This window comes from Mixta intestinalis (genome assembly GCF_009914055.1).
Classification (GTDB): Bacteria; Pseudomonadota; Gammaproteobacteria; order Enterobacterales; family Enterobacteriaceae; genus Mixta; species Mixta intestinalis.
In genome coordinates this window covers 436,620-448,634 of sequence record NZ_CP028271.1, presented here as the reverse complement: position 1 = coordinate 448,634, position 12,015 = coordinate 436,620, and the positions used below count along the sequence as shown (strand labels likewise).

Annotated in this window: 13 protein-coding genes; 12 read left to right on the top strand and 1 reads right to left on the bottom strand. The window is 52.4% G+C overall.

Translation table 11 applies throughout. The features are described from left to right. Positions 1-51: 51 nt before the first annotated feature. The 7 genes from ampG to C7M51_RS01975 all read left to right on the top strand — a co-directional run bounded on the left by ampG (position 52) and on the right by C7M51_RS01975 (position 8,220). Positions 52-1,533 carry a muropeptide MFS transporter AmpG gene (ampG, locus tag C7M51_RS02005; RefSeq protein WP_160620035.1) on the top strand — a complete coding sequence of 494 codons (1,482 nt, stop codon included), beginning with the start codon at positions 52-54 and terminating at the stop codon, positions 1,531-1,533. A 438-nt stretch (positions 1,534-1,971) separates the two neighbouring features. Continuing rightward, positions 1,972-2,898, top strand: coding sequence for a cytochrome o ubiquinol oxidase subunit II (gene cyoA / locus C7M51_RS02000; RefSeq protein ID WP_160620033.1), 927 nt, complete (start codon positions 1,972-1,974; stop codon positions 2,896-2,898). A 4-nt stretch (positions 2,899-2,902) separates the two neighbouring features. Further along, positions 2,903-4,885 (top strand): cytochrome o ubiquinol oxidase subunit I, encoded by a 1,983-nt coding sequence (cyoB, locus tag C7M51_RS01995; RefSeq protein ID WP_160620031.1) that lies wholly within the window; start codon positions 2,903-2,905, stop codon positions 4,883-4,885. Beyond that, positions 4,885-5,496 carry a cytochrome o ubiquinol oxidase subunit III gene (locus tag C7M51_RS01990; protein ID WP_425280992.1) on the top strand — a complete coding sequence of 204 codons (612 nt, stop codon included), beginning with the start codon at positions 4,885-4,887 and terminating at the stop codon, positions 5,494-5,496. The genes cyoB and C7M51_RS01990 overlap by 1 nt, the downstream gene beginning before the upstream one ends. Further along, positions 5,496-5,828, top strand: coding sequence for a cytochrome o ubiquinol oxidase subunit IV (locus C7M51_RS01985; protein ID WP_085067719.1), 333 nt, complete (start codon positions 5,496-5,498; stop codon positions 5,826-5,828). The genes C7M51_RS01990 and C7M51_RS01985 overlap by 1 nt, the downstream gene beginning before the upstream one ends. A gap of 13 nt (positions 5,829-5,841) precedes the next feature. After that, the gene (gene cyoE / locus C7M51_RS01980; RefSeq protein ID WP_160623538.1) at positions 5,842-6,729 is read left to right on the top strand and encodes a heme o synthase; all 888 of its coding nucleotides are present in this window, start codon (positions 5,842-5,844) and stop codon (positions 6,727-6,729) included. 126 nt (positions 6,730-6,855) lie between these two features. Continuing rightward, entirely contained in the window at positions 6,856-8,220 is a 1,365-nt protein-coding gene (locus tag C7M51_RS01975) for an MFS transporter (RefSeq protein ID WP_160620029.1), read from the top strand. 179 nt (positions 8,221-8,399) lie between these two features. On the opposite strand, the gene C7M51_RS01970 is transcribed toward C7M51_RS01975, so the two are convergent. Then, a complete protein-coding gene (locus C7M51_RS01970; RefSeq protein ID WP_141176765.1) occupies positions 8,400-8,891 on the bottom strand; it encodes a YajQ family cyclic di-GMP-binding protein in 492 nt (163 codons plus the stop codon). 132 nt (positions 8,892-9,023) lie between these two features. Here C7M51_RS01970 and panE point away from each other — a divergent pair, with 132 nt between their 5' ends. The 5 genes from panE to lysC all read left to right on the top strand — a co-directional run bounded on the left by panE (position 9,024) and on the right by lysC (position 12,005). Beyond that, the gene (gene panE / locus C7M51_RS01965; protein ID WP_160620027.1) at positions 9,024-9,944 is read left to right on the top strand and encodes a 2-dehydropantoate 2-reductase; all 921 of its coding nucleotides are present in this window, start codon (positions 9,024-9,026) and stop codon (positions 9,942-9,944) included. Beyond that, complete coding sequence (gene yajL, locus C7M51_RS01960; protein ID WP_160620025.1) at positions 9,898-10,494, top strand: protein deglycase YajL; 597 nt, start codon at positions 9,898-9,900, stop codon at positions 10,492-10,494. The genes panE and yajL overlap by 47 nt, the downstream gene beginning before the upstream one ends. Before the next feature lie 431 nt (positions 10,495-10,925). Then, the gene (locus C7M51_RS01955; protein WP_160620023.1) at positions 10,926-11,468 is read left to right on the top strand and encodes a glycoside hydrolase family 108 protein; all 543 of its coding nucleotides are present in this window, start codon (positions 10,926-10,928) and stop codon (positions 11,466-11,468) included. After that, positions 11,465-11,836 carry a hypothetical protein gene (locus tag C7M51_RS01950; RefSeq protein WP_160620021.1) on the top strand — a complete coding sequence of 124 codons (372 nt, stop codon included), beginning with the start codon at positions 11,465-11,467 and terminating at the stop codon, positions 11,834-11,836. The genes C7M51_RS01955 and C7M51_RS01950 overlap by 4 nt, the downstream gene beginning before the upstream one ends. After that, positions 11,730-12,005 carry an Rz1-like lysis system protein LysC gene (lysC, locus tag C7M51_RS22690; RefSeq protein WP_425280991.1) on the top strand — a complete coding sequence of 92 codons (276 nt, stop codon included), beginning with the start codon at positions 11,730-11,732 and terminating at the stop codon, positions 12,003-12,005. The genes C7M51_RS01950 and lysC overlap by 107 nt, the downstream gene beginning before the upstream one ends. Positions 12,006-12,015 lie beyond the last annotated feature (10 nt).

The window sequence follows — 12,015 nt, the reverse complement described above, 5'->3', positions numbered from 1 at the left end:
TTTATTACGGCCTGGCAGGATCGCCGGGCCGCTCTGCAGGGAAAGATCGTTGTGGCTAACCAACTGTTACGTATTTTCACCCAGCGCAACGCCGCGGTGCTGCTGCTGCTGGGCTTCGCTTCCGGGCTTCCTCTGGCGCTCACCTCTGGCACGCTACAGGCGTGGATGACCGTAGAGGGCGTGGATCTTAAAACCATCGGCTTTTTCTCGCTGGTTGGACAGGCCTATGTTTTTAAGTTCCTCTGGTCGCCGCTGATGGATCGCTATACGCCGCCATTTTTAGGGCGGCGTCGTGGCTGGCTTCTTATCTCGCAGCTGCTGCTGATCGGCGGTATCGCCCTGATGGGCTTTATGGAACCGGCGCGGCATCTGACGCTGCTGGCGGCGTTAGCGGTACTGATCGCCTTCTGCTCCGCCTCGCAGGATATTGTATTTGACGCCTGGAAAACCGACGTGCTGCCGCCGGAAGAGCGCGGCAACGGTGCAGCGATTACCGTCTTAGGCTATCGTCTGGCAATGCTGGTTTCCGGCGGGCTGGCGCTCTGGCTGGCGGATCGCTACCTCGGCTGGCAAACAACTTACTGGTTAATGGCGTTAATGATGGTGCCTGGTGCGATCGCTACGCTGCTGGCGCGCGAGCCTGACGGCGCAATTGTTCGCCCGCATACCCTGGAAGAGGCGGTTATTGCGCCGCTGCGCGATTTCTTCAATCGCGATAATGCCTGGCTGATGCTCTCCCTGATTGTGCTTTACAAGCTGGGTGATGCCTTTGCCGCCAGCCTGACCACCACTTTCCTGATCCGCGGCGTTGGTTTCTCTGCGGGCGATGTTGGGCTGGTAAACAAATCCCTCGGCCTGCTGGCTACCATTATCGGTGCGCTATATGGCGGCATTCTGATGCAGCGCCTCAGCCTGTTCCGGGCGTTAATGTTGTTCGGTATGTTGCAGGCGCTTTCTAATCTGGCCTACTGGCTGCTGTCGGTCACCTCCCCGCATCTGTGGAGTATGGCCAGCGCGGTATTCGTCGAAAACCTGTGCGGCGGCATGGGCACCGCGGCTTTTGTGGCACTGCTGATGAGCCTTTGCAACCGCTCTTTCTCCGCTACCCAGTTTGCACTGCTTTCAGCGCTTTCGGCAGTAGGCCGCGTCTATGTCGGCCCGGCTGCGGGGTGGCTGGTTGAGCTATGGGGTTGGCCAACTTTCTATGCTTTTTCCGTCGCCGCTGCCCTGCCGGGCCTGCTGCTGCTGGTCGCCAGTAAAAACAGCCTGTTGCAGGCCCAACAAAGCGAGCAGTTTACCATTCGTCGCTACTGGCCAGCGGCCTATCGCTGGGCGTTGCGCCTGCTGACCGGTGGCTGCGTGCTGCTGGCACTCTGGCTGCTGCTGCTGGCGCTGGAAGCAGGCAATCTGCTGACATCACCAATATCACCTCTGGTTTTATTCAATGCAGGTTGTTTACTGGCCCTGACCGGAATATTTACCGGTACGCTACTCGACTATCTGGCGCAGCGTAAAACATCCCTCGCAAAATAAAAGCATCGGCTTTAACGACAATACAGCTGGCCCAGAAAAATAAGCGCCAGCTGTAAATAATATTGTCCGACTTTTCCCACAAAAATTTATCCCGCCATTTTAACAACTGCCGACTAATATTAAAAAACGGTGCGTAATTATTCATGTTTAATAATTATCACTTAAATGATGCGAATTTGTTAAACTATTGAGGCTCGATTACGTTGTTTAGATTCATCCCTTCCTATAGGCGGGCGGAGCCATCTTTTTTCGTTATATTAACCCAACTGCCTGTCATCATTCATATTCTGTCACTTTATGTAACAGATGTGACACCCTTAGCAAAAGGTGTCAACACAGTTCTGACACGTTCTTAAGCTGGTTTACACTGCATAAACCTTCCCGTAAAATGCCGCCACACTTAAACGACAATAGAGCCCTTGTCATTGAGGTCGTTAAATGAGACTCAGGAAATACAATAAAATTTTGGGGATTTTGTCATTAACTGCAGGCACTTTATTGTTAAGTGGCTGTGATAGTGCGTTGTTAAATCCCAAAGGACAGATTGCAATGGAGCAACGCTCGCTGATACTGACAGCCTTTGGCTTGATGTTGATCGTCGTAATACCCGCAATTCTGATGGCAGTGGTGTTTGCATGGAAATATCGTGCTTCTAACACAAATGCAAAATACAGCCCTAACTGGTCCCACTCTAATAAAGTGGAAGCGGTGGTTTGGACCGTTCCGATCCTGATCATTCTCTTCCTGGGCGTGTTAACCTGGAAATCAACCCACGCGCTGGAACCGGGCAAACCGCTCGCTTCTGATGTGAAGCCGGTTGAGATCGAAGTGGTTGCGCTGGACTGGAAATGGTTGTTCATCTATCCGGAACAGGGTATCGCCACGGTGAATGAAATTGCGTTCCCGAAAGGCACGCCGGTGAATTTCAGGATCACTTCTAACTCCGTCATGAACTCCTTCTTCATTCCGACCCTTGGCAGCCAGATCTACGCTATGGCAGGGATGCAGACCAAACTGCACCTGATCGCCAACGAGCCGGGAACCTTTAAGGGTATCTCGTCCAACTTTAGCGGCCGTGGTTTCTCAGGAATGAAGTTCCAGGCGATTGCTACCCCCGATCAGGCAGGATTTGAGCAGTGGGTAGCGAAAGTCAAGCAGGCACCGAATACCTTAACCACCATGGATGAGTTCGAGAAGCTGGCTGCGCCAAGCGAGAATCATCCGGTTGAGTACTTCTCCAGCGCAAATCCTGAGTTGTTCAAGCAGATCATTGAAAAATTCAAGATGAGCCACGGAGAGATGGACATGTCAGGTCATGAAGGCATGGACATGAGTGAAGCCTCTCACGCGGGAGCCGAGGAATAATACGATGTTCGGAAAATTAACACTGGATGCAGTGCCGTATCATGAACCGATTATCATGGTCACGGTGGCCGCCATCATTATTGGTGGCCTGGCCCTTGTCGCTGCCTTAACTTACTTCGGTAAGTGGAAATACTTGTGGACGGAGTGGCTGACCTCAGTCGACCACAAAAAACTGGGTATCATGTATGTGATCCTGGCATTCGTCATGTTAATACGTGGCTTTGCCGACGCCATCATGATGCGTGGTCAGCAGATGCTGGCTTCTGCCGGGGAAGCGGGCTTCCTGCCGCCTCACCACTACGATCAGATCTTTACCGCCCACGGCGTTATTATGATCTTCTTCGTGGCGATGCCGTTCGTTGTTGGCCTGATGAACATCGCTGTTCCTTTGCAGATCGGCGCGCGCGACGTGGCATTCCCTTTCCTTAACAACCTGAGCTTCTGGTTCACCGCCGTTGGCGTGATCCTGGTTAACCTGTCTCTGGCTGTGGGTGAGTTTGCTCAGACCGGTTGGCTGGCTTATCCGCCGCTGTCAGGCGCAGAGTACAGTCCGGGCGTCGGGGTAGATTACTGGATCTGGAGTCTACAGCTGTCCGGTATCGGTACGACATTAACGGGTATTAACTTCTTCGTTACTATCCTGAAAATGCGTGCGCCGGGCATGACCATGTTCAAAATGCCGGTATTCACCTGGGCTTCGCTCTGTACGAACGTGCTGATTATCGCTGCGTTCCCGGTACTGACCGTTACCCTGGCGCTGCTGACCCTTGACCGTTATCTGGGCTTCCATTTCTTTACCAATGATATGGGTGGCAACATGATGATGTATGTCAACCTGATCTGGGTATGGGGCCATCCGGAAGTTTACATTCTGGTTCTGCCGGTATTCGGTGTGTTCTCAGAAGTGGTTGCCACTTTCTCGAAAAAACGCCTGTTCGGCTACACCTCGCTGGTGTGGGCGACCGTAGTCATTACCGTTCTGTCCTTTATCGTTTGGCTGCACCACTTCTTTACGATGGGCGCAGGAGCGAACGTTAACGCCTTCTTCGGCATCATGACGATGATTATCGCCATTCCGACCGGCGTGAAGATCTTTAACTGGCTGTTCACCATGTATCAGGGCCGCATTCAGATGCACTCTGCCATGCTGTGGACCGTAGGCTTCCTGGTTACCTTCTCGGTGGGTGGGATGACCGGCGTGCTGCTGGCGGTACCGGGCGCAGACTTCGTGCTGCACAACAGCCTGTTCCTGATCGCGCACTTCCATAACGTGATTATCGGTGGCGTGGTGTTCGGCTGTATGGCTGGCGTGACCTACTGGTTCCCGAAAGCATTTGGCTTCACCCTGAACGAAACCTGGGGTAAACGCGCCTTCTGGTTCTGGATTATCGGCTTCTTCGTTGCCTTTATGCCGCTGTACGCGCTGGGCTTCATGGGGATGACGCGTCGTCTGAGCCAGGATATCGATCCGCAGTTCCATCCGTTACTGGTTGTCGCTGCCGTCGGTGTCGGCCTGATCGCCCTGGGTATTCTCTGCCAGCTGATCATGTTCTGGGTCTCCGTACGTGACCGTCATCTGAACCGCGATCTGACCGGTGACCCGTGGGGTGGCCGTACGCTGGAGTGGTCAACTTCCTCTCCGCCGCCGTTCTATAACTTCGCAGTGGTACCGCACATCAATGAGCGTGATGCCTTCTGGGAAATGAAAGAAAAAGGCGATGCGTACAAACAGCCTGCTCATTACGAAGAGATTCACATGCCGAAAAACAGCGGCGCAGGTCTGATTATCGCCCTGTTCGCGACGGTCTTTGGTTTCGCTGCCATCTGGCATATCTGGTGGCTGATGGGTCTCTCCTTTATCGCGATGATTGCGAGCTGGATCATTAAGAGCTTCGACGAAGACGTTGATTACTATGTTCCGGTCAAAGAGATCGAAGCAATCGAGAATCAGCACTTCAAAGATATCAGCAAAGCAGGTCTGAAATAATGGCACAAACACTGTCTAAACAACACGACGCCCATGCGGAGCATGGGCATCACGATGCGGGAGCCAATAAGGTTTTTGGTTTCTGGATCTACCTGATGAGCGACTGCATTATCTTCGCAACCCTGTTTGCGACCTATGCAGTTATGGTTAACAACACGGCGGGTGGCCCGGCGGGTAAAGACATTTTCGAACTGCCGTTCGTGCTGGTCGAAACCGCCCTGCTGCTGCTGAGCTCCATCACTTACGGTATGGCCGTGATCGGCATGAACAACGGCAGCAAAGGCGCGGTAAACCGCTGGCTGGCGCTGACCTTCCTGTTCGGTCTGGGTTTTATCGCGATGGAGATCTATGAGTTCCATCACCTGATCGAGGAAGGCTTCGGCCCGGATCGCAGCGGCTTCCTGTCCGGCTTCTTTACGCTGGTTGGTACCCACGGTCTGCACGTGACTTCTGGCCTGATCTGGATGCTGGTGCTGATGTTCCAGATCGCGAAACGCGGTCTGACCGACACCAACCGCGCCCGTATCATGTGTCTGAGCCTGTTCTGGCACTTCCTTGACGTGGTATGGATCTGCGTATTTACCGTTGTCTATCTGATGGGGGCCATGTAATGAGTCATTCTGTTAACGAACATGGTGCCTCTCACGGCAGCGTGAAGTCATATATGATCGGCTTCATCCTTTCTATCATCCTGACGGCTATTCCGTTCTGGATGGTAATGGATGGCGGCGCTTCGCATGGCACAATTCTCAGCGTGGTTCTGGTGTGCGCGGTAGTTCAGGTGCTGGTTCACCTGGTCTTCTTCCTGCATCTGGATACCAAGTCTGAAGGCGGCTGGAACTTTGTGGCGATTGTCTTTTCCGCCATCATTATCCTGATAGTCGTCGTTGGCTCGCTGTGGATCATGTGGAACCTCAACTACAACATGATGATGTCCCACTAAAGAGTCGCTCGTGATGATTAAGCAATACCTGCAAGTAACAAAACCAGGAATTATTTTCGGGAATTTAATTTCTGTTATCGGGGGTTTTCTGCTGGCTTCAAAAGGCAGCATTGATTACACCCTGTTTCTCACCGCCCTCGTTGGTGTTTCGCTGGTGGTCGCATCAGGTTGTGTTTACAACAACTTTATCGACCGCGACATCGACAGAAAAATGGAGAGAACCAAGAATCGAGTGCTGGTTAAAGGCCTCATCTCTGTGAAAGTAACCCTGGTTTATGCAACCGTATTAGGTATTGCTGGCTTTGCGTTGCTGTATTTCGGAGCGAACCCGCTGGCCATGTGGCTGGCGGTGATGGGCTTCGTGGTATACGTCGGCATTTACAGCCTCTATATGAAGCGTAACTCAGTTTACGGTACGCTGATTGGTAGCCTTTCCGGCGCGGCGCCGCCGGTAATTGGCTACTGCGCGGTAACCAATGAGTTTGATGCTGGCGCACTGATCCTGCTGGCGATCTTTAGCCTGTGGCAGATGCCGCACTCCTATGCGATTGCCATCTTCCGCTTTAAAGATTACCAGGCGGCGAACATACCGGTTCTGCCGGTAGTGAAAGGCATCTCCGTGGCAAAAAACCATATTACGCTCTATATTCTGGCGTTTATGATTGCCACGCTGATGCTGTCGCTGGGCGGCTACGCTGGCTACAAATATCTGGTGGTTGCGGCGGCAGTCAGCGTGTGGTGGCTGGGAATGGCGCTTTCAGGTTACAAAACCTCAAACGATCGCGTTTGGGCACGTAAGCTGTTCGTGTTCTCCATTGTCGCTATTACCGCGCTGAGCGTGATGATGTCGGTGGATTTTATGACCCCGGCTTCTCAGGATCTGCTGACCTGGGTACGCTGATCGCAAGCAACATCACTTAGGGCGCATTTTGCGCCCTTTCTTTTTGTTACGACTGCTTAAACACTTCTGTTTTACCCGCCCTGCCCTACTCCTTAAAATATTGTCAGCAATAATACTGAGGTTGTAATGAACGATAATAAAATGACACCGGTTGAACTGCGAGCAACCTGGGGTTTAGGCACCGTTTTTTCTTTACGTATGCTGGGCATGTTTATGGTGTTGCCCGTACTGACCACTTACGGCATGGCGTTGCAGGGTGCCAATGAAGCGTTGATTGGCCTGGCGATCGGTATTTATGGCCTGGCGCAGGCTATTTTCCAGATCCCGTTCGGCCTGCTTTCCGATCGTATTGGTCGTAAGCCGCTGATCGTCGGCGGGCTGCTGGTTTTTGTAGCCGGCAGCGTTATTGCCGCCAGTACCGTATCAATCTGGGGCGTTATTCTTGGGCGCGCTTTGCAGGGTTCCGGCGCTATCGCCGCCGCCGTAATGGCACTCCTTTCCGATCTGACGCGCGAGCAGAATCGGACTAAAGCAATGGCGTTTATCGGTATTAGCTTCGGCATTACGTTTGCTATCGCCATGGTGCTGGGCCCGATAATTACCCACGCTCTCGGCCTGCACGCGCTGTTCTGGATGATTGCGATTCTCGCCAGCCTCGGCATTGTGATTACGCTGTTGGTGGTGCCGAATGCGCCACATCATGTACTGAACCGCGAATCAGGTATGGTGAAAGGCAGCATACGTGAAGTGCTGATACAGCCGCGTCTGCTGAAGCTGAATATCGGTATTCTTTGTCTGCATGTGTTGCTGATGTCGAGCTTTGTCGCCCTGCCGGGCCAGTTTGAACAGGCCGGTTTTCCGGCCGGACAGCACTGGAAGGTGTATCTGGTGACAATGCTGATCGCCTTTGTCGCCGTCGTACCCTTTATTATTTATGCTGAAGTAAAGCGTCGGATGAAGCGGGTGTTTATCTGCTGCGTGGCGTTAATTCTGATTGCGGAAATTGTGCTGTGGGGTGCCGGTGGGCATTTCTGGACGCTGGTGGTTGGCGTGCAGCTCTTTTTCCTGGCGTTTAATTTGATGGAGGCGATTCTGCCTTCCCTGATCAGTAAAGAGTCGCCAGCGGGATATAAAGGTACCGCGATGGGCATTTATTCCACCAGCCAGTTTCTCGGCGTGGCGATTGGCGGCAGTCTTGGCGGCTGGATTTTCCAGAATTTTGATGCCCAGACGGTGTTTTTGTTAGGTGCGGTAGTGGCTACGCTGTGGTTGTTGTTGAGTACCACCATGCAGGAACCGCCATATGTAAGTAGTCTGCGTATCGTTTTAAATGACCATGCGCTGAAGGATGCGCGGCTGGAGCAGAAGCTGAAAGCGCAGCCCGGTGTCTCTTCCGTATTTATCGTACCGGAAGAGCGCAGCGCCTATGTAAAAATTGACAGCAAGGTGACCAGCCGGGTTGAACTGGAGGCGCTGCTCGCCAGCATGTAAAACACCGCTTAAATACTGAACGGCACCTGCACAGGGAGGCCAGTTCGATCGTAAAGACGCTAAACGTCATTCCTGACCTCTCGTCCCGCGCCTTCTCTGGCCCGGGACGCTTTACTCTTCGATCTGGCTTCCCTGCGCCTTAAGTCCAGTGTCGACTGTCAGCAGGTAAAACGGACTGTTTAATCGCGGAAGTTTTTAAACTGGAACGGCTGCCCCAGGTTGCCACCGCGCACCAGCGCGATAGCGCTTTGCAGATCGTCGCGTGATTTACCGTTAACACGGACTTCTTCGCCCTGAATCTGCGGCTGCACTTTGATTTTGCTGTCTTTAATCAGCTTAACAATTTTCTTCGCCATATCGCTCTCAATGCCCTGCTTCAGCTTGAGATCGAGGCTCCAGTTTTTGCCGCTGTGCTCAATCTGATCCGGCACTTCCAGCGCCGCACCCTCAATTCCCCGTTTCAGCAGCTTCTCGCGTAGAATATCGACCAGCTGCTTCACCTGAAAATCAGATTCGGTGGTCACTTTAATAGTCTGCGCTTTTTCATTCAGCTCGATGCTGGCGCTGACGTTGCGAAAATCGAAGCGGGTTGAGAGTTCACGGTTGGCGTTTTCAACGGCGTTTCGCACTTCCTGCATGTCGATTTCAGAAACGATATCGAAAGATGGCATTATTTTTTCTCCAGACGCTAAAGTGACATGCATAATACCTGCTTGCGTGGGGCAAAGAAAACAGCCTGTGCGCACAGTGATTATCGATTAACTCGCCGTTAAGGCCTTGAAACTCCGCCTGCGGGAGGATGCATGAAAATTACGGTACTCGGCTGCGGTGCCCTGGGTCAGCTCTGGCTGACCGCACTCGATCGTCAGGGCCATGAGGTTCAGGGTTGGTTACGTGTGCCACAGCCCTACTGCTCGGTCAATGTTATCGGCACGAACGGCGTTGCCAGCAATAAAACCTTTATCGCCAACGATCCGCTGTTTCTCAGCAACAGCGATCTGTTACTGGTTACGCTGAAGGCGTGGCAGGTTTCCGGCGCGATAAAAAATATCGAGACGCTACTGCCGCCTGATTGCCCCATTCTTCTGCTGCATAACGGCATGGGTACGCTGGAAGAACTTCGCGGAATGACCCAGCCGCTGCTACGCGGTATTACTACCCATGCGGCAAAACGTGACGATACGGTAATAGTGCATGTCGCCAGCGGTATTACCCATATTGGATCTGCCTCACCCGGCAGCGAATCACTGAGTGAGCTGGCAGAAACGCTGCATCAGGCGCTGCCGGACGTGGCCTGGCATAACGATGTTTCCGCTGCCTGCTGGAGAAAACTGGCGGTTAACTGCGTGATAAATCCGCTCAGCGTGATCAACGATTGTCTGAACGGAGAGCTAATCGCCTGGCCTGAGCAAATCGCCATTTTGTGCGAAGAGGCGGCGGCGGTAATGGAAAGAGAAGGTGTTCACACCAGCGCGCAGCAGCTACAGGATTATGTTCATTCGGTGATAGCCAACACCGCCCTGAACGTATCTTCAATGTTGCAGGATGTTCGGGCGCAGCGGCGTACTGAAATAGATTACATTACCGGTTACCTGTTGCAGCGGGCACGGGCACAGGGCATCGCCACGCCGGAAAACAGCCGGCTGTATGAATTGATTAAGCGAAAGGAGCAAGATTATGAGCGCGAACGTATCGGCGCTGGTCTGCCTGGCACATGGCACTGAAGAGATCGAAGCGGTTACGGTAATCGATCTGCTGGTGCGGGCGGGCATCAATGTTACCACCGCCAGCGTGAATGGCGATGGCGAGCGGCAGATCGTCTGCTCACGCGGCGTCAGGCTGCTGGCAGACAGCAGACTGGTAGAGGTCGCAGATAGCCATTTTGACGCCATCGTTCTGCCGGGCGGCCTGAAAGGTGCGGAGGCTTTTCGCGATAGCCCGCTGCTGGTAGAAACCGTACAGCAATTTCACCTTTCCGGACGCATCGTTGCAGCCATCTGCGCCGCTGCGGGTACGGTGCTGGTGCCGCACGACCTGTTTCCCGTCGGCAATATGACCGGCTTCCCTGGCCTGAAAGATAAAATCCCTGAAGAGAAATGGGTTGAGAAACGCGTAGTATGGGATCCGCGTGTGAATTTGCTTACCAGCCAGGGGCCGGGTACGGCGATGGATTTCGCCCTCAAGCTTATCGATCTGCTGGTGGGAAAAGAAAAAGCGCGTGAAGTCGCAGAGCAGCTGGTACTGGCGGCGGGCATTTACGCTTATCAGGACTAACGCAACAACAGCCATTGCTGGCAGGCTCCTTTTCAGCAATGGCTGCTAACTCACCATTTTTAAAAATCGTAGCGTGATGCGCCATAGCTAACCGGCTTCGCTCTTTTCTGTTCGCCTCCTGCCATAAACTCACTTAATTTAAAACCTGACCGATAAAAATTATTAAGTTACACCTGAAAGCCACCGCTTCGTATTATCGCCAGTTCCTTCGTTAGGGGTTTTATCAAACAGCATCAGTAAAACAGCTTCTGTTTATGGCGATTTTACACAACACCGCACTAATGCTGACCGCACATTAATAGTCATTTTTTACTTACTAACATTTTTTGTTGATTTGTATTTATTAAATGAAAGGTGAAAAAGTTACTTCGCTAAAACGGCCCGTTATATTTCAGCTCATCCCAATAAAAAATCATGACGTGAGGTTGAAAATGACGGAAGCGGATATTTTTAATGCGATAATCGAAAAAGAAGGTGATTATATCAATCACCCTGCCGATAAAGGCGGCCCTACCCGTTGGGGCATAACGGAAAAAGTAGCCAGGGCGCACGGCTACAGCGGCGCGATGGCCGATCTGCCTCAGACCACGGCGCTGACTATTCTTTATACCGACTACTGGACTCGCCCTAAGCTGGACAGGCTGGCGCAGGTTTCGCAGGCTATCGCCATTAAGCTGTGCGATGCGGGGGTTAATATGGGCACGGCAACCGCCATTACCTGGCTTCAACGCTGGTTAAATGCCTTTAGCCAACAGCAGAAGCTTTATGCTCCTCTCTCTACCGATGGGAATATCGGTCCACGTACGCTTGAGGCGCTGGATATTTTTCTCACTCATCGCGGTGAGGAAGGTGAACAGGTAATGCTAAAAGCGCTTAATTGCAGCCAGGGCGAACGCTATCTGCAAATAACCGAAACGCGTCCGCTAAATCAGCATTTCATTTATGGCTGGCTTAAAGAAAGGATAACATTATGAAGTTCATCAGCGGGAGCGCAATAACAGGTTTTATAATCATAACCCTGTTATATCAGTTTAACCTAACGCGTCAGCAGCAGAATAAAATCAGGCAAATGGAAGATGAAAAAATAACATTACTGGACAAGCTCATCTACCAACAAAATATCATTGACGATCTGCGCCAGTATGAACAAATCAACCGAATGCTGACAGCTAAACAATTACAACAGGAAAAAGCCGCCGCTCAACAGCATAACGTGCGTCAGAAGGAATATCATCATGCGATCAAAACCAATCCTTGTGCTGCTCAGCCTGTGCCAGATTCTGTTATTAAGCTCCTGCGCGCAGCGCCCGCTCAGCGCACCGCTGCTGCGGCTTCCTCCTGAAACGCTATTTCAGCCCTGCGAACAGCCGCTATTTACAGGTAAAAGCTGGGGAGACGCCGTCAGCTACAGCCTGCAATTGCAGCATAGCTTAAAAATCTGTGCGGAACGCATCGACAGGCTGATTGAATGGCGTCGGCAGGTCAGCCCTTTGCCTGTGGAACCGCTTTGACTGACAACGC